The organism is Sapientia aquatica (assembly GCF_004358105.1).
Classification (GTDB): Bacteria; Pseudomonadota; Gammaproteobacteria; order Burkholderiales; family Burkholderiaceae_D; genus Solimicrobium; species Solimicrobium aquaticum.
This window is the reverse complement of record NZ_SMYL01000004.1, coordinates 242,522-260,362: the sequence shown is the minus strand read 5'-3', so window position 1 is coordinate 260,362 and position 17,841 is coordinate 242,522. Positions and strand designations below refer to the sequence as shown.

The 17,841-nt window shown below is 50.1% G+C and carries 13 protein-coding genes; 10 read left to right on the top strand and 3 right to left on the bottom strand.

Annotation, left to right across the window (positions count from 1 at the left end; genetic code table 11):
* Positions 1 to 354: 354 nt before the first annotated feature.
* The 3 genes from E2I14_RS10645 (at position 355) to E2I14_RS10635 (ending at position 3,641) form a co-directional block, all read left to right on the top strand.
* Entirely contained in the window at positions 355 to 1,686 is a 1,332-nt protein-coding gene (locus tag E2I14_RS10645) for a YjgN family protein (protein ID WP_133328241.1), read from the top strand.
* An 8-nt stretch (positions 1,687 to 1,694) separates the two neighbouring features.
* On the top strand, positions 1,695 to 2,756 hold the full coding sequence (locus tag E2I14_RS10640; RefSeq protein ID WP_133328239.1) for a M48 family metallopeptidase: 1,062 nt from the start codon (positions 1,695 to 1,697) through the stop codon (positions 2,754 to 2,756).
* A gap of 90 nt (positions 2,757 to 2,846) precedes the next feature.
* Positions 2,847 to 3,641, top strand: coding sequence for a PhzF family phenazine biosynthesis protein (locus tag E2I14_RS10635; protein ID WP_133328237.1), 795 nt, complete (start codon positions 2,847 to 2,849; stop codon positions 3,639 to 3,641).
* Positions 3,642 to 3,654: 13 nt separating this feature from the next.
* On the opposite strand, the gene E2I14_RS10630 is transcribed toward E2I14_RS10635, so the two are convergent.
* Entirely contained in the window at positions 3,655 to 4,950 is a 1,296-nt protein-coding gene (locus tag E2I14_RS10630; protein ID WP_133328235.1) for a hypothetical protein, read from the bottom strand.
* A 93-nt stretch (positions 4,951 to 5,043) separates the two neighbouring features.
* A complete protein-coding gene (locus tag E2I14_RS10625; RefSeq protein ID WP_133328233.1) occupies positions 5,044 to 6,402 on the bottom strand; it encodes an MFS transporter in 1,359 nt (452 codons plus the stop codon).
* Positions 6,403 to 6,824: 422 nt separating this feature from the next.
* Between E2I14_RS10625 and E2I14_RS10620 the strand changes: the two genes are divergently transcribed.
* The 6 genes from E2I14_RS10620 (at position 6,825) to E2I14_RS10595 (ending at position 16,346) form a co-directional block, all read left to right on the top strand.
* Entirely contained in the window at positions 6,825 to 9,524 is a 2,700-nt protein-coding gene (locus tag E2I14_RS10620; RefSeq protein ID WP_133328231.1) for a TonB-dependent receptor, read from the top strand.
* A 191-nt stretch (positions 9,525 to 9,715) separates the two neighbouring features.
* Positions 9,716 to 10,720 (top strand): YncE family protein, encoded by a 1,005-nt coding sequence (locus E2I14_RS10615; RefSeq protein ID WP_133328229.1) that lies wholly within the window; start codon positions 9,716 to 9,718, stop codon positions 10,718 to 10,720.
* 106 nt (positions 10,721 to 10,826) lie between these two features.
* Positions 10,827 to 12,116 (top strand): histidine-type phosphatase, encoded by a 1,290-nt coding sequence (locus E2I14_RS10610; protein WP_133328227.1) that lies wholly within the window; start codon positions 10,827 to 10,829, stop codon positions 12,114 to 12,116.
* Between the two features lie 3 nt (positions 12,117 to 12,119).
* Positions 12,120 to 12,782, top strand: a complete 663-nt coding sequence (locus tag E2I14_RS10605) for a response regulator transcription factor (RefSeq protein ID WP_133328225.1) — start codon at positions 12,120 to 12,122, stop codon at positions 12,780 to 12,782.
* Positions 12,758 to 14,143, top strand: coding sequence for an ATP-binding protein (locus tag E2I14_RS10600; RefSeq protein ID WP_133328223.1), 1,386 nt, complete (start codon positions 12,758 to 12,760; stop codon positions 14,141 to 14,143). Before E2I14_RS10605 ends, E2I14_RS10600 begins: the two co-directional genes overlap by 25 nt.
* A 1-nt stretch (position 14,144) precedes the next feature.
* Entirely contained in the window at positions 14,145 to 16,346 is a 2,202-nt protein-coding gene (locus tag E2I14_RS10595) for a TonB-dependent receptor domain-containing protein (RefSeq protein ID WP_133328221.1), read from the top strand.
* 17 nt (positions 16,347 to 16,363) lie between these two features.
* On the opposite strand, the gene E2I14_RS10590 is transcribed toward E2I14_RS10595, so the two are convergent.
* The gene (locus E2I14_RS10590; protein WP_133328219.1) at positions 16,364 to 16,741 is read right to left on the bottom strand and encodes an OsmC family protein; all 378 of its coding nucleotides are present in this window, start codon (positions 16,739 to 16,741) and stop codon (positions 16,364 to 16,366) included.
* A 118-nt stretch (positions 16,742 to 16,859) separates the two neighbouring features.
* Here E2I14_RS10590 and E2I14_RS10585 point away from each other — a divergent pair, with 118 nt between their 5' ends.
* On the top strand, positions 16,860 to 17,723 hold the full coding sequence (locus E2I14_RS10585; RefSeq protein WP_133328217.1) for a pirin family protein: 864 nt from the start codon (positions 16,860 to 16,862) through the stop codon (positions 17,721 to 17,723).
* The last annotated feature ends 118 nt before the right edge of the window (positions 17,724 to 17,841 follow it).

The following is a 17,841-nucleotide window of genomic DNA, read 5'->3' as shown; positions in this document are numbered from 1 at the left end:
TGCTATCTCCACGTTATGGGCGGGGTTGTTATTTTGTTAGCAGCCCCGATGGTGCGGGGCGCGTTCGGGCGATATTGTAGAGCTTTATTGGAATTGTTATGCCTTGAATTTAACGAGATAACATTTTCGTCCCGCGCCGTTTAAACAATAAGCGGTACATCAAGACCTGCTAGCCGCTAATGCCCTATTTAGGGCATTTACAAGCCGATATTTACTCGCTACGCTCGATGACGATGCCAAATAGCAACTTTTGTTCTAAAGCAGTACTGCCGCGCTAATAACAGCAGTGCGTCTAACCGAGCACCGAGTCGTTTCTGCCCAATAGTTCACAACCTATTCGAATAGGATAAATTCATGCCAAATGATGACTGGAAATGTGCTGCGTGCGGCCAATCCAATAATTTAGATTCCCATTACTGTTTAGTCTGTTTATGTCCCGCGGATGCATCGCCCGAGCAAGTCGCTCAATTTTTGCGGCCCGACACGCTGGAGGCCACTACGAATGATTCTTCTCAAAATTCGCCGCCTATGACACCGGTGGCTGATCCAGCGGCCGAGCAGGAAGCGACGAATCCTGCCCCATCCAATATCCATCGTTTTCACTTTACCGGTTCGGGTGCCGAATATTTTAAGATTTGGATAGTTAATCTGTGCCTGACCTTGGCAACGCTGGGAATTTATTCCGCATGGGCCAAAGTCCGAAGGCTGCAATATTTTGATCGCAACACGCAAATCGCTGGCGCGGTGATGAACTTCCACGGTAACCCGATGGCGATTTTAAAAGGCCGATTAATCGCAGTGCTGCTGTTGGTTGCCTACCACTACGCATTTGGATTTTCAAAAATTTTTGGCGTTGTCGTGATCAGCGTGTTGTTCGTTATCATGCCTTGGCTATTGCGCAATGCCTTGCGCTTCCGTTTGCGCAACACCAGTTATCGCGGAGTACGATTTGATTTCACCGGTCATTTATCGGGCGCGTATGTGAGCTATGCGCCGTTGCTAGCGATATTTTTATTGCCTGCTTTGGCTGGAGCGCTGTTTCCCGAAGAGCCAATTGTTTTGGGATCGATGCTGATCGTGTTGTATCTGTCGTGGCCTATCATTCATGCCAGCATGAAGCGGTTTCAACAGTCTTATCTGGCGTATGGCGATCAACCGGCTAGCTATAGCGGTTCTATTTTCTCCTTGATCAAACCGTATCTGGTGTCCTTTGGTTTTGGCATCGGCCTGCTCATTGGGATGTTTATTTTATTCTTCGTATCAATCGGAATTCTGAGCGCGATTTTCCATAAAGATGTCAATACGTCGACGACTTGGATGATGGTCAGCGGATTCGGATTTGGTCTACTCTGCGCCTACACAATGTATTTAATTGCAGGCCCATTTTTGCAAGTGCGGATTTGGAATTTGGTCTGGAATAACACCCAGTTTCCGGGCTTTACGATACGCTCGGAATTAAAGTTTGGTTCGTTCCTATGGTTACAAACCATCAACCTCGTCCTGACTTTATTGACCTTGGGTTTGTATCGCCCTTTCGCTGTGATTCGCACCTACCAATATCGCCTAGCGCACATGTCGTTGACGGGTAGTTCATTCGACTTGGTCACACAATCGCACCATGCGCAAAGCGTGGCCGCCAGCGGTGACAGCGCAGCGGATTTATTCGATATCGATCTCTCTTTTTAAGGCTAACTATGATTTCAGCAACTTACTTTGATGGTCGAAGTGCCGCAGCGCAATCGGTTGAACTGCACATAAAAGATGATGTTATTAATCTGTTGGGAAAGGGTATAAATCTCTTTTTCACTATCGATCAGCTCCGCTTAAACGAGCCATTTTTGGCTGCGCCTAGTTTTTTAGAATTAGGCAATGGTGCTCATATTGAAGTCGCCTCGAGCGAAGGGAAAGCTGCTTTGCAGAAGGCGCTCGATTTTCAACCATCGCAAATCGTGCGCTGGCAGCAAAAATGGGTCGGTGCGTTAATCGCCACTGGGGTGATGATCGGGTTGTTGTTGAGCGCTTATTTTTGGGGTATCCCAAAAATGACCGAAATAGTGGTGGCTCGCATTCCTGATTCGGTCGAACAACAACTTGGCGCAGAGTTGATTCCCACGCTCGAAAATGGCTTTTTTACGCCAAGCGGTTTAAGCGATCAGCGCATGGAGCAAGCACAGAAAATTTTTGATGCCATTACGCCCGCGCACCCACGCGTTCCGATGAAGCTGTTATTTCGCAGAGCACCTAGTTTGGGCGCCAATGCCGTCGCTCTGCCGGGTGGCACGATAGTAGTAACAGATCAAATGATTGCCGCTATTACCGCCAAGACCGGCAATTTGAAAGGCGATCAAGCGATTCAATTAGCCGGTGTTTTTGCCCATGAAATAGGCCATGTCGAGAACAAACATACGCTCAAAGCGTTGCTCTCCAATTCGGCCTTGGCGGTGATTTCGGCTAGTCTATTCGGTGACTTTAGCGCGGTGATAACGGCGATGCCGGTCGCGTTGATTCATAGTGAATATTCGCGCAATATGGAAGCGCAAGCGGATGAATTCGCGATCAAGCGCTTCCACGAGCTTGGCTATTCAACTATTCAGATGGCGAATTTATTTGAGCTATTGCATAAAAAATCAGCGAAAGATGATTTAGGCGACATGCCCAGTTGGATGCGAGTCGCCACCGATTTTAGTGCCAGCCATCCGTCTGACGAGGCACGCATTCAGCGCTTTAGACAAGCCGCGCAAGAGCAAGGCAATTAAGAAGCGTGACCGCGCCGGAAAAAGTTAAGCGGTGTTAGCATAACGCGCTGAACCGAACCAACCTAATTGAATCACGGTAAATCCACCATCATGAAATTAAAGCTCCACATTATCGATGCCTTTACCAAGGAATTATTTAAAGGTAATCCAGCCGCAGTGGTACCGTTGACGCATTGGTTGCCGGAGCAAACCATGCAGGCGATTGCGAGCGAAAACAATTTATCCGAGACGGCTTTCTTTGTGCAAGACAGCGACGGTGTGTATCACATTCGTTGGTTCTCTCCGCTGACCGAAATGCCATTTTGTGGTCATGCGACGCTGGCCAGTGCCTTTGTGATTTTTGAACAGAATCTCAACCTTACCGAGATTAAATTACATGCGCCAGCGGTGGGCAATTTGAGTGTTAAAAAGCAGCTCGATGGTCGCTTAGAAATGAACTTCCCGCGGCGTGATCCAGTGCCGGTCGAGACGATTCCGCTACCTTTGCTCAATGGCTTATCCATTACGCCAGCCAAGGTGTTGGTCAATCAGCAAGCCTACTTTGCGATTTACGACAGCGAGCAGCAAGTGTTGGACGTTGTACCTGATCTGGCACAGATCGCTAGTTTAGGGCCACTCGATGTGGTGGTGACGGCGCGTGGCAGCAAGTTTGATTTTGTGTCACGTTATTTTTGGCCTGCCAATGGTGGTGCAGAAGATCCTGTAACGGGTTCCATCCACGCGGGGCTGGCGCCGTATTGGTCGTCCCAAATTGGTTCGCTTAATTTAATCGCGCTGCAAGCCTCTAAGCGCGGCGGTGTGTTGCAATGCCGGGTTGAGGTTGAGCGCGTATTTGTTTCGGGTTATGCCAAAAAGTATCTTGAAGGCGAGATTTATCTCGCTTGATGTTGGGTTGTGGTTATTGAATTTTCACCCGCACAAACAGCATCATCGAGCTTGGATTAGCACCGTAAGTCGGCGTTAATTCGGTCGGTATGGAATAACGGCTGAGTAAGCCGCCAACGCCGATTTTGTAATTGAAATCGGATGGGAAATCGTAGATATAACCTGCGCTAACTTTACCCACTCTGAAATTTTCTCCCGCTAAGGGCGATGTCGGTGTGTTAGCAAACAATTCGTCTTTATCAACGAGTTCGCCGCGTCCAAAAAAAGTATGCGTGTGACCTAGGCTAAGCGCCGATTCGATTAAATATGCATTGGAACTGAGTCCCGCGCTGGGCGCATTGCGACCCCACGCCAAGGTGGTTTGCCAGTTAGTGTCGTCGCCGGGAATATTGCTCGTCACTGATGCGGTGGTGCGATTGACGTTGACGTCTGGTTCGAGCGCTTCGGGACTGGTGATGTGGCCGTAGCTGACTTGCATAGACCAATTGGGCGTCGGATTGTAGCTCAGGCGCACGGAGTTGGAATCCAGTTTGCCGGGTTCAATTTGATAGCGGTACTGATCTGGTTCGCGCCCATGAAACACCGAGCTTTCTAACTTCCAATTTTTAACCACATAGCCTACCGTTACCACGCCGTTGGTCACATGCGTGGAATCTAACCAATGATGAGTAATCGGTGCTTCCACATTATCTTGTCCCGAAAAACGATGCATAAACGCTGCTGGCCCCAATGCTGGCTCGCCCGGCAATCCCGCATAAATAAATATCGAACTACTGCTTGATATCGGGGTGGAATAGGTGGCTGCCAATTCCATAAACAGATTGTGTGGATGCTGGCGATCAATCAGATATGTTTTGCCGTCGGCAGTCTCACCGGTTTGGAATAATTCTGGATAGCCGCTTTTACCCATTAAGGGATCGAGCGACACCATGCTGCGTAGTCCAATCGTGCCGCCTTCAACATCGCGCTGCGCCATCACCATCAACATGCTGTTGCTAAACGATTTAGCCTGTCCGCGCGGCCCGCCTTGGTTGTCGTAAATTGCATTGGCGAAGCCGTGCACCATTGTCATCCAATCGCCATCCATATTGTGGATGCCTTCCTGCACCGATGAATCTGGTTGCCAACTGGTGCCCGATGCTTCACGCGACATAGGATGGTTGCCATACATGCCCGACATCATGTGGCTATTCATCGCCGTGTCGCTGTCCATTGCTGAATTCGATGGCGGAATTTCTGGCGCAGGGTCGGCAAGGACTTGGGCTGCGTATAGGAATAAAACTAGGGCGCTAATTCGCAAGGTAGTCATAGAAACGTAACGATGAGTGTGAAGCGCAATTGTACGTAAGCTTTGGCAAAAAATACTGAGATGGAACAAAGCGCGTTGGAGTAATTGCCCGTACTAAACCCAAAGCCGCGAGAAACTAGCAATCGACGCAATGCCCGCTGACACCGCGCCTAGTTCCAGCGCAAGCACCGCACCTTGCATTCCAGTCAGATGAAAACATAGCGCCACCAATGCCGCACCGCTGGTTTGTCCCAATAAACGCGCGACGCCAATCACACCGCTGGCGCCGCCCGCACGATCCGGTGGAGCGCTCGACATTAAGGCTTTTAGATTCGGTGCTTGAAACATACCAAAACCAATTCCGCATAAACCTAGATAAATAATGATCGCCAGATTACTCGGTGCGGCAGGAAAGAAGGCCAATAATCCCATGCCGATACAAAGAATCGCCAAACCAATTCCGCCCAACAAACCAGGCGGATATTTGTCCGACAAGCGGCCAGAAATCGGCGCAGACACAGCAACCAAGGCCGGCCAAGCGGTAATCATGAAGCCGGTGTTTATCGGATTCCAGTGCAAGACTTTTTCAAAGAAAAAAGGTAATGACACAAACGCCAAACCTTGCGTAGCAAACGCCGCAATCGCGGTGATGGTCGATAGCGCGAACATTGGACGGCGAAATAAATCGACCGGCAGCATCGGCGCGCTCTTGCCTGCTTCGCGCTGCAATAAGGTAATTAAGCTCACGATGGTCAGCGCTAGCGCCGGCAGCACCACCGACATCGGTTGAAATTGCGTCACGCTAGACAAGGTAAAAATCAATCCGGCGAAGGTGAGCGCGGTCAGTAATGCGGTCAAATAGCTGAATTCCCGCAAAATCGGTGCGCGGCGCGGTAGTGCCGGAAGTGCAAAAGCAATCGCGATGATCCCGAGCGGCACGTTGATCCCAAACAGCCATTGCCATGACGCCACCGATAAAACCAACGAGGCGACCGATGGCCCGATAGCAAATCCTAAGGCCACCACTAACGAGTTCATCCCAACGCCGCGCCCTAATTGTTGCGCCGGGTAAATCAAGCCGATCAGCGCAATATTGACACTCATCATCGCACCTGCGCCGATGCCTTGGATGGCGCGCGCCGCGGCCAGTAATGGCACCGTGTCGGACAAAACACAAGCCAAGGAAGAAACCACAAACAGCCCGATGCCGCCGATAAATACCTTACGCGGACCAACTAAATCGCCCAGCGCAGCAAACGGCAACATCGTCGCAACGACTGCTAATTGGTAGGCATTAATAATCCAGATTGAATGTGCCTCGCTGGAATGCAGATCGGTGGCAATGGTCGGCAAGGCCGTGTTAGCGATCGCAGTATCGAGCGTGGCAAGAATGACGCCCAATAAAACGGCAATGAGCGCACTGCGTTGCGTGCTGCTGAGTTGAGTGGTACTGAGACGGACGGATTGAGACATTGGAAGGCGCGCCTTGATGGGCGGCGGAAAGTGGCTACAAATTGCGTACAAACTTGGCAATAAGCGCGTCGGTTTGAAAGTCGCCTAGGATACAACATCCTGATACTTCGGTTTGGCGCGGCGCGTTTTTGGCCAACTAACTCAGCACAAATTAATCCGCATTTGGGGCCTCGAGCCTGCGTAAATACCGCACAAAAATTAGCCAAAACTTAGCGCTCAACTATATTTTTAAAACTGTCGCTTTTTCATATCATGCGCCGATTTGACATCAATCTGTCACATACGGACGTCAAAGTACCGCCTGTTGTTGTACGACCTTGCTAAAGCATGTAGTTAATTTTTTAACTAAATTGGCGCGACCAAATGCAAGCTAATTTAGACCGAAACCCTATTAATAATTAATCCGATCAAAGGACGCTTAAATGAAATCCCCACGCTTCGCGCAGACGATGATTGCGCTCTCGATTGCCCAAGTTTTTTCTATGGCATTGCCGTTCGCCGCTTTTGCTAGCGAACCTGTTGTTGCATCCGAAAAACCAGAAGTGTTAGCCGACGCGCCTGCATCCGCAGCATCCGGCGCACCTGCTGCAACAGAAACTGAATCAGCAGTAGAACAAGTCGTCATTCAAGCCCAACGTTCTTCCAACGCGTTGGCACGTGCCGCGCAAAAAGAAGCGGCTAACTTAATTAACTTGATGACCGCCGAAGATATCAAGAAATTACCAGACGTCAGCGCCGGTGAAGCGTTACGCCGTATTCCTGGTATTTCCTTGGAAACTGATACCGGCGAAGGTCGCTACATCAATATTCGCGGTATCGATTCCGATTTGAACAGCACAACTTTTGCCGGTATGCGTTTGCCCGCTTCGAACAACGCTTCACCACAAGTTGGTGGCCGCGCTGTCGCGATGGATGCAATTCCTAACGGTTTGGTTGGTGCGTTGACAGTAACCAAATCCAACTTGCCCGAACAAGATGCAGAAGCAATTGGCGGCACGATTGAGATCACACCTAAAACAGCGCCAACCAACGGTCGCTCGTTTGTTGAAGGTCACGTAGGAACAGGTTACGAGCCATTGCGCGGTACACCAATTACGGATTTGACGATTTCGGCTGGTGGTCGCTTCGGTGGCGGTGGCCCAACTGATTCCACAATCAGCGCATACAAAGATCGCCCATTCTCGGTTGTTGCGACAGCGGCGTATTACGAAGACAAGCGCGGTATCAATGACGTGGAACCAGCGTTTTTAGATTCGGGCAATTTCGTGTCGCCTTCGCAAGCCTTGGGTGGATGGGATCAGCGTTGGTATCAATACCACCGTCAACGTCACGGTTTGGGACTCGATCTTGGTTACCAGCCCGATGCCAATAACAGCTACTACGTGCGTGGCTTTAATGCGGGTTACACCGAGACAGTGCACCGTCAACGTTTGACTGTTACGCCAGATGGCAATCCAACCCAAAACGGAAATAGCTTCACCGATGGATTGAGCGCTAACGGCTTTGATAAAACATTGCGCGACGAAAAAGAAAAAATCGGTAACGATGTCTTCATGGTTGGCGGTAAAAATAAATTTAACGGCAGCGTGCTGGACTACCGCGTAGGCTATACCCGCGGCACGTTCGATAAATTGTATGACTACAGTTCCGACTTCAATTTCACACCAGCAGCAAGTGCTAACCCAACCATCAATTACAACCTAGGTGGCGCTGGTGGAACGCCCTTGTTTAGCGTTACCAATGCAGCGTATTTGAATCCGGCTAACTACAATTTAGTGAGCTTCCGCAACTCGACCGAAACCATTCGCGATAACGAAAAATCGGCGGTCGTGAATTTCAAATTCCCAACCAAATGGTTTGGCGGCGAAGAAGAATCGATGAAAGTTGGTGCGTCGGTTCGTGACCGTAATCGCTCATTGGACAACCCACAATACTCGTTACCATCGAGCTTCTTGGGCTTGCCATTGACTTCGGCAATCTCGGGCGACAATGTGAGTTTCTATCACGGCCAATACCAAAATTTACCGCAAATTAATATCGGTCAATTACAAGGTTTGTATGGCGCAGACATGGTTCAATCTGCATCGAACTACAAAAATACCCAGCTCGCTTATTCGCGTGATAAAGAAGATGTCAGCGCGGTGTATGGCCAGTATCAATGGGAAAGCGGCGACTTAGAAATGGTCGGCGGTGTGCGCGCAGAACATACTTCAGGAACCTACGACGGTATCGCTTCAGTAACCGACGCAAGCGGCAATATCGGGTTCTCTCCAGTCGAAGGCGGCAAAACCTACACCAACTGGTTCCCATCGTTACAAGGCCGTTTGAAGCAAGACGATAATACCCAAGTGCGTGCGGCGTTCTCGTCCACGATTGCACGTCCAGGCTTCCCACAAGTTAATCCATCGTTGCAAGTCGATACTGGTGCTAATACAGTATCTACCGGTAACCCAAATCTGAAGCCGATCACCTCACAAAACTTGGATTTGTCGTACGAACATTATTTGCCAAATGCCGGAATTATTTCCTTCGGTTTGTTTGACAAAGAATTGTCGAACTACATCATCACCAACCAAACCACCACGACCTATCCAAACAATGGTTTGTTCGCAGGTTTAGTCGGCGCGGTGCACGTACAGACATTCACCAATACGGATAAATCGTATGCACGCGGTGCGGAGTTCAACTACGAACAACGCTTTAACAACTACTTGCCAGGTGCTTGGGGTGGCTTAGGTGCTGGATTCAACTACACCTACGTTAAATCAAGCTTCCAGATTCGTCCGGGCGAAACAGCCTTGTTGCCATCCACCTCGAAAAACACGGCCAACGTAACCTTGTTCTACGAGCGTGACGGCATCAATGTGCGTTTGGGTGGTTACTATGTATCGCATGATTTGTGGGCAGTGGGCGGCAGCAAAGATACTGACGTGTACAACGATGGTCGCTTCACCATGGATTTGGGTAGCTCGTATGCGATCAATCCAAACTGGTCGGTTTATGCCAACGTAAAAAATCTGACCAACACACCGTTGACTTTCTACGAAGGTTACAGCAACCGTGTTATTCAGCGTGAGTATTATGGTGCGACTGTTCAAGCTGGCGTGAACTTTAGCTTCTAATAGTACGTAAGTACCGATACCTAGATAAGTGCCGCAATTGCCTTGTCTAGGTATTTTTTCGTCCTAATTTTTACGACTAATGCCTAAGTACGGCCTAAGTTTCGCTTACTAAGATAGCGGCATAGGTTGATCTAAGGCGCATGTTGAATGCCGCAACCGCTCCTAGTGAAGTTCAATTAAAGGAATGAATCATGAATAACATGACTAAACTCAGCTTAACACTCTCCGCTGTAATGTTGGCCTTAAGCGGCTCCGTTTTTGCTGCTGCGCCAGATTACAAATTGGTCGATACCATCAAAATTGGTGGCGAAGCAAAGTGGGACTATCTGTATGTGGATAGCGAAGCACATCGTTTGTATGTCACTCACGGCAACCAGACCGAAGTAGTGGATACAACCACCAATAAAGTCGCTGCCACCATCGCTAATACCGCCGGTTCGCACGGCGTGGCGATCGCCAAAGATGTCGGGTTAGGTTTTGTCACCCAAGGCGGTACCGATAGCGTTGGCATTTTTGATTTGGTGACATTAAAAATCAAAGACTCGATCAAAGTCGGCTCCAAGCCAGACGCGGTGATCTACTCGCAAGCCACACATAAAGTCGTGGTATTTAACGGCCACTCCAACAATGCCAGCATCATTGATGTAACTACATTGAAAGTTGTTGCTACTGTTGCCCTGCCTAGTAACCCAGAGTTTTCAGTCTTGGGCGCGGATGGCAATGTGTACTTCAATTTGGAAGACTCCGGCAAACTGACTTCCATCGATTTGAGTACCAATAAGCTGCGCGCTGTGCATTCGTTAAAGCCTTGCGAAGAGCCGACTGGCTTGGCTATCGATGAGCAGCAAAACTTGTTCTCGGTGTGCAAAAACAACTTGATGATGATTACCAGCACCGCGGGTAAAAATATCGCTAAGCTCAAAATCGGTAGTGGCCCAGACGGCGTGGCGTACATGGACGGTTATGCATTCAGTGCTAACGGCGCGGATGCTAATTTGACCGTGGTTGGTTTAGTCAACGGCAAATTTGACGTGGTTGCGACGATTCCAACCCAACTTGGCGCACGCACGATTGCCGCTGATCCAGCAACGCACACACTGTATTTGCCAACGGCCGATTTTCAGCCAGCGGTCGGTAAAGAAAAGCGTCAAGGTATCGCTGATTCATTCCGCGTTTTAGTTTTACAAAAACAATAAAAGTCGTTGTTGGTGTCCTAGTTCCCGTGGATTGAACGACTTCGTTTGGGTTTGAGCGAAGTGGTTTAATCCACGTGGGACATTTTATATTTCCACGGCGAGAAAAATGATGCTGTTCATGCCTAAAACTTGTGCCGCGTTGTTGCTCGGGCTGTTGCTCGGTAGTGCCGAGGCGAGCGAAGCGCCAATGACTTCCTCATCGGAACAAGGCGGATTTGCGATCGAACGGGTAGTATTGTTCGCCCGTCATGGCGTACGCCCACCAACTAAATCAGCACAAGCCATGGGCGCGTATTCGGACAAGGCTTGGCCCGACGATCAAGCGTGGGGTGCTGCGCCAGCAGAGTTGACGCCGCACGGTGCGCTCGCTATTGCTCAACTGGGCCGCCAACTGCGTCACTATTACGCCCAAGCTGGTTTGCTGCCCGTTGCAGGTTCGATTGCTAATCAAACAGTAATCTGGGCCGATGGTGCCGATCAACGCACGCGCGAAACCGCCAAGACTTTTGCTGTGGCGCTAAATCAAACGAGTAGTGCAAAAATCGGTGCGCCGATTTCCGTTGGATGGTCAGAGCAAGAAATCGACCCAATGATCGATAGCTTGGGCGCGCAAGTGTGCAAATTAAATCCCGATGACGCGAAAAAAGCAGTGCTAGCTCAAGGTGCGGTAGATGCGCCAGAACTCAGCGCCGACTTAGCTAAATTGCAAACGATCTTGGCGCCACAAGCCTGCCAAGGCGGCGCAGGAACCTGTTTCGCTAATCCCAATAAGCTCGTCGCGACTGAGCGCGAAGTTAAAATTTCTGGCCCCTTATCCACCGCTGCTACCGTAACCGAAGCGTTTTTGCTGGAATATGAAAACGCTTTGCCGATGGAGCAAGTGGCCTTTGGTCGCGCCAATGCCGCTGATATTGGTCAGTTACTCAGCATCCACGAACACACCTCCAATTTAACCCGCCGCACGCCCTATATCGCGCAGCGTCGCGCTTTTCGTTTGGTGCAATTTATCTTAGCCGCACTCAGCGAGCAAAGTGTTAGCTCAACCACGCCCGCAATCACCGCGCAGCAAAACTTGATTCTCTTAGCGGGACACGACACTAATTTGTCGAACTTGGCGGGAGTATTCGGCTTAGCCTGGCAATTGCCCGATCAACCAGACAGCACCGCGCCCGGCACTACGTTGGCGTTTGAACGTTGGCGCAATGCGAAAACGGGTCAGGTAGTTGTAAAAATGCGGGTGTTTTATCAGGGATTGGAGCAAGTTCGACAACTCTTGGACCAGCCGTTGCATAGTGTCGAGCTAAATCCTGCGTTGTGCAAAAATTCTTCATCGTGCGAGTTAGATTCGTTCGTATCCCAGATAAAATCTAGCCTTCCTAACGACTGTGCTCAGTAAGCCATGAAGATATTATTGGTCGAAGACGATGCCATGATAGGCGAGGCGCTGCAGTATTCCCTCAATAAATTGCATTACGCCGTGGATTGGGTCAAAGACGGCAACAGCGCCCTGCTATCCGCCAAAACACAACATTACGACGCCGTGCTGCTCGATCTGGGTTTGCCAAAGGTGGACGGAATTGAAGTGCTGCGTAGCTTGCGGCTATCCGGTAACGACACGCCGGTGTTGGTGGTCTCAGCACGCGACGCGGTGGCGACCCGCATTGCCGCGCTGGATTTGGGCGCGGACGATTATGTGCTTAAACCGTTTGAGATGGATGAACTCTCGGCCCGTATCCGCGCGGTGGTGCGGCGTAAAAGTGGACACAAGAATTCGGTATTAGAAAACGGCAATCTAAGTTTAGATCTCGCTACCCGCGAAGCGACGGTGGATGGCGTTGCGGTGCGTTTGTCAGCGCGTGAATACGCCTTGCTAGAAGCGCTGCTGATTCGACCCGGCGCAATCCTGTCGCGCAGCGAATTGGAAGAACGGGTTTATCAATGGGACCAAGAAGTCGAGAGCAATGCGATTGAATTCTTAATCCACGGTTTGCGCAAAAAGCTGGGCGCGCAATCGATTAAAAATGTGCGAGGGTTGGGATGGATGGTCTCCAAGCAAAGCTGAAGTCGCTCGCGACTTTTTTGATCAATTCCTTGCAGTTCCGCTTGGCGCTGGCCTTGTCGATCACGATGGTTATCGCGGCCATCGCCATTAGCGCCATTGGCTACGATTCCACCATGCGCGACGTGCATCAAACGCAGGATGATCATTTGCGTGACATTGCTTCCATGGTCAACACCGGTCGCGTGGCAGTCAATCAAACGCATGGCTTAAAAGTCGATCCGTTAGAAGACCCCGATTCGCACGTCGTGGTACAACTCGTCGGGACCGATGAACCCGACAACCGTGCCAACGCAGAATTACGTTTTCCGAGCGATCTCAAGGATGGTTTGCAGACTTTGCAAGTCCAACAAAACGAGTGGCGCGCCTTTGTCCAAGCGTGGCCCGCCGGTGGCAAATTGGTGGTCGCGCAATTAACCGAAGCGCGCGACGAAATTGCGCGTCATGCTGGCAACAATACGCTGCACAGAATTTTGGCGGTCATTCCATTCATGATTATTTTGTTGGTGCTGATGTTGCGCTGGATGTTGTCGCCGCTCTCCAAATTGTCCGCCGAGCTCAATTCCCGCTCGCCAGAAGATATACGCGCCATTTCCGATCAAGGTTTGCCGACAGAATTGCTACCGTTTGTTTCCTCCACCAATACCGTCTTGAATCGGATTGCGGTGGTGTTAGAGCAGCAGCGCCGTTTCGTGGCCGATGCGGCGCATGAATTACGCTCACCGCTGACAGCCTTGACCTTGCAGACCAAAAATTTAACGCTGCAGGAAATGTCGGATGAAGCGCATCAGCGGGTGGAAGAATTTGATCGTGGTTTAAAACGTGCCAACGATTTAGTCGATCAATTATTAACCATGGCACGCGCCCAATTAGCCGAGCCGCAGCGTATCGCTCAGGTATCGTTAGAGCAGATCGTCAAAGTCGTGTTTGAAGAATTAATCCCATTCGCAGATACCAAAAAAATCCGTTTAAGTTTTACCCAACCAAGCACCATGTCGCCCGTGCTGAGCGGCGCAACCCAAACCGATTGGATTACCTTGGTGCGCAACTTGGTGGACAACGCCATCCGTTATAGCAGCGCGCAAGGAAGAGTCGAAGTCGCGGTCGCAGCCGATGAAAACCAAATCACGATTGACGTCATCGATAATGGTCCCGGCATTGCCGTGCAAGAGCGTGAGCGTGTGTTTGATTCGTTCTACCGTGTGTTGGGTACCGAGCAATCCGGTTCTGGTTTGGGCTTGTCAATCGTTAAAAGTATTGTCACAACCGTGCACGGTGACATCTCTTTAGCGTTCTCTGATCCGGTGGCGCAAACCGGCACGATTGTTAGCGTCAAAATACCGCAGGCAAAACAGATTGCTTAACGTGCAGCCACTTCAATTATTAGCCTTGCCAGCAGCGTTATTGCTGGTTTGTTCTGAGTACGTTTGGGCAGCGGATGAGCAAGTTCCATCCGCGTCAAGCCCAGCAGTTAAACCCATCATCGATCAACCTAGTGCCGACGATAAAGCGGTGCATACCGTTACCGTTAGTTCAAAAATCAAACCGACCCGGGTTGATTTATATCGCAAGGTATACAACGTCGCGGCCGATCTGCAAAGCAGTACGGGAACGGCTGCCGATATTCTTAATTCGATTCCATCAGTCCAAGTCGATGGCGACGGCAACGTGGCGCTGCGTGGTGATAACAAGATCACGATTCTGATTGATGGCAAACCATCGGCGCAGTTATCGGGCGCCAATGCGGGTCAAGGTTTGTTGCAATATTCCGCCAGCGATATTGAAAAGGTGGAAGTGATGACCAACGCCCCCGCCGAATACATGTCGGATGGCACAGGCGGCGTGATCAACATTATTACCAAGCGCAATCGCCAACCCGGCTCGTCCGGCGCGCTAGCTTTGAACGCGGGAAATGTCCGACGCTATGTGGCCGATCTGAGCGGCGCGCTCAATACCTCGCAGCTTAATTTGTCGGGTGGCCTAGGTTTGCGTCAAGATGATAGGCAGCGCAATATCACAACCAATTTTGCTACGCTCGTTGATGGTGTGAATATTGGCAACAGTGCCGAGACCTTAAATGAAAATGCCCGTCGCTTAATTCCATCGCTAAAAGGCGCTCTCAATTACCGCGTCGATGAAGATCAATCAGTTGGATTTGATTTCAAACTGCGCCAACGCAGCGGCTATCGTTTCTATAACTCGCAAGATATATCTAGCCTGTCCGATGGCAGCATAACGGGCGACACATTGGGGCACAGCGATGGACATGAATGGAGTTTGAGCGGCGAGCAACGCTTAAATGTGAAGAACAATCTCTCGTCGTCCGATGAAGTGTTGGAATTGACCCTGCATCGCAGCACCGACAAGGAGCGCGAGCGTTATTTATTAACGACCATGGCTACTATCCCTGCGGGCAAACTTGGCGGCAATCAGCTCTACCAAAATCATCATTTTATTACCGGGGATTTTAGTGCCGATTACCGCAACGCGATCTCGGAACGGCAAACGATTAAATTGGGTATTAGCGTTAAGCGCGATCACGATCAATTCGATAATACCGGTAGCGACATCAATCCAGCTAACGGCCAATTAGAGGCTAGTCCGTCACTCAATAGCCAGTTCCGCTACCAACGCACAATCACATCGGCGTATAGCTCTTATCAGCAAACGGTTGGCGTCGTTCAAATCTTGGCCGGTTTGCGCGCCGAATTGACACAAAGCCAAGGCGATCAAATCACATCCAATCAAATTAATCAGCATAATTATTCGGGCTTCTATCCCAACGTACATATCGAGCGTCAGTTAGACAAGCAAGCGACTTTGTCGCTGGCCTACAGCAAGCGGCTAGCGCGGCCCGATCCCGATGATTTAGATCCCTACATCGACTACCGCGATCCGCACAATCTGCAAAGCGGCAATCCTAATTTGTTGCCGCAACAAAGCCAAACGCTGGAGGCCGGTTATCGCGTCGAGCAAGAAGCGCGCAGTGTTGGTGTAAATGTCTATGTGAAGCAAATCAACAATGGCTTTAGCGTATTGACGAGTTTGGTCGCACCCAATGTGGTATTGACACAAAAGACGAATATTCCATTGCTACGCTCGGGTGGCTTGGAATTGATGAGCGACGGGGCATTGCTGTCTGCGCTGAGCTATCGATTTAGCAGCAATTTGTACTACACCCAAGTTGATACCGAGAGCGCCAGCAGTTCGCTGTCTTCAACTACGGGCATTAATCTCAAGGCCAGTTTGGATTACCGACCAAGCGCCATCGACACCGCGCAGATTTCATTCAATCGCACCGATAAACAGCTCACCCCGCAAGGCACGATTGCTGCCATTAATTTGGTCAATATGGGCTATAAGCGCCAACTCAAGTCTAATTTAGCGTTGGTGGTTACCGTCTCTGATGTGTTCAACTGTCAGCGTTCAATCCGCACAGTCAATACGCCCACCCTGCAAGAAACCTATAACCGTTTTCAATATGGACGTATCGCGTATGTTGGTTTTAATTACGCGTTTGGAGCGAGCAAAAAATCAAAATCCGATGGCTTTGAATACGATCAATAATGCATTCAAACTGACGCTTAATGGCGAACAGTTGAGATAGAAATGTGGCTGGACATGAGTTTATGAATCGGGCATTTATCCGCGATCTCAAACAACTTGTCGCGCTGCTCATCGCTTAAATCACCGATTAATTTCACCTCGCGCGTCAAATGCGATTCCGCCCCTTCTTTATCAATCTTCACCGTCACTTCGGCGCTGTCCAAATTCCATTGATGACGGTCGGCATACATTTGTAACGTGATAATGGTGCAAGCGACCAGCGACGCCTCAAAGATTTCGTGCGGACCGGGGCCTTGATCGCTGCCGCCGAGTGCCACTGGCGCATCGGCGATAATGCGGTGAATTCCAGCCGTCATGTCGGCCACTAGCTTAGTTTGTCTTTTTCCGTTGACCATGTTTAGCCCTTTGTATATTGTTGCTAACGCTGGAGTGCAATGCGTGTCGCCGTTTGCTTTTGTTGAACTAGTTTTGCAACCGCGAGTTTATGTCAAATCTCATCCCTAGTGAGGCCTTATGACTTTAAAAATTGCAGCGCGTAATGCCAATATCGCCGCCGGATTAACAGTGCACCGCATTTTGCCTGAGCGCCGTAAGCGCTTGCTTGGTCCGTTTTGCTTTTTAGATCACATGGGCCCCGCAATCGCGCAGCCTGATCAAGATGCCGATGTCAGGGCGCATCCGCATATCGGCCTATCCACGCTGACTTACTTGTTCAATGGTCGCATGGTGCATCGCGACAGCCTTGGTAATGAAGTGTTGATTGGTCCGGGCGATGTGAATTGGATGACCGCAGGGAATGGCATCGCGCATTCCGAACGCACCCACCCTGATGATAAATCGGTGGCGCGTATGCTGGAGGGACTGCAATTTTGGGTCGCTCTACCTGACGGACAGGAGGATATTACGCCAAGCTTTCAGCATTATGCCGCGGCGGATATTCCAACTAGCGACACGATCAACGCGACGATCACGGTCGTGGCTGGCTCCGCCTTTGGGCTCACGTCGCCAGTTGTCACGACATCGCCTTTGGTGTTGGCTATCATCGACGCCAAGCAAGACTTTGCATTGAATTTCTCTTACCCTGGATTTGAGTTGGCCTTGTATGTGGCGCTTGGTCAGGCAAGTCATGCTGACGAATCGCTGGTGACCAATGAATTGTTGGTATTTGACGATGGCAATATCGGCGCAGTCACGGTGCAAGCAGGTTCGCGCTTGGTGTTATTCGGTGGTCAACCGTTGGCGAGTCCAAGACTCATTTGGTGGAATTTGGTCGCGAGTTCTAACGACAGAATCGAAGCGGCGAAGTTAGCCTGGAAGTCCGGTACTTTCCCGATGGTGCCGGGTGAAAGTGACTTTATTCCTTTGCCCGAGAGATAAAAAATAGGGGAACGAAAATTAGCTTCTGATTAAGTGCGGTGCCGACTTTGCTTGCGCGTTGGTTGTGCTTAAAACTAGCTTCAGCTCGGCTTTAACTCGTGCTATAAACACGCTTTAT

Excerpts from the sequence above, each read along its gene's own strand:
- E2I14_RS10585 (WP_133328217.1), top strand. The coding sequence starts at position 16,860 with ATGACTTTAAAAATTGCAGCGCGTAATGCCAATATCGCCGCCGGATTA.
- E2I14_RS10630 (WP_133328235.1), bottom strand. The coding sequence starts at position 4,950 with ATGACTACCTTGCGAATTAGCGCCCTAGTTTTATTCCTATACGCAGCC.
- E2I14_RS10610 (WP_133328227.1), top strand. The coding sequence starts at position 10,827 with ATGATGCTGTTCATGCCTAAAACTTGTGCCGCGTTGTTGCTCGGGCTG.
- E2I14_RS10605 (WP_133328225.1), top strand. The coding sequence starts at position 12,120 with ATGAAGATATTATTGGTCGAAGACGATGCCATGATAGGCGAGGCGCTG.
- E2I14_RS10615 (WP_133328229.1), top strand. The coding sequence starts at position 9,716 with ATGAATAACATGACTAAACTCAGCTTAACACTCTCCGCTGTAATGTTG.
- E2I14_RS10590 (WP_133328219.1), bottom strand. The coding sequence starts at position 16,741 with ATGGTCAACGGAAAAAGACAAACTAAGCTAGTGGCCGACATGACGGCT.
- E2I14_RS10645 (WP_133328241.1), top strand. The coding sequence starts at position 355 with ATGCCAAATGATGACTGGAAATGTGCTGCGTGCGGCCAATCCAATAAT.
- E2I14_RS10635 (WP_133328237.1), top strand. The coding sequence starts at position 2,847 with ATGAAATTAAAGCTCCACATTATCGATGCCTTTACCAAGGAATTATTT.
- E2I14_RS10625 (WP_133328233.1), bottom strand. The coding sequence starts at position 6,402 with ATGTCTCAATCCGTCCGTCTCAGTACCACTCAACTCAGCAGCACGCAA.
- E2I14_RS10620 (WP_133328231.1), top strand. The coding sequence starts at position 6,825 with ATGAAATCCCCACGCTTCGCGCAGACGATGATTGCGCTCTCGATTGCC.
- E2I14_RS10640 (WP_133328239.1), top strand. The coding sequence starts at position 1,695 with ATGATTTCAGCAACTTACTTTGATGGTCGAAGTGCCGCAGCGCAATCG.
- E2I14_RS10600 (WP_133328223.1), top strand. The coding sequence starts at position 12,758 with ATGGATGGTCTCCAAGCAAAGCTGAAGTCGCTCGCGACTTTTTTGATC.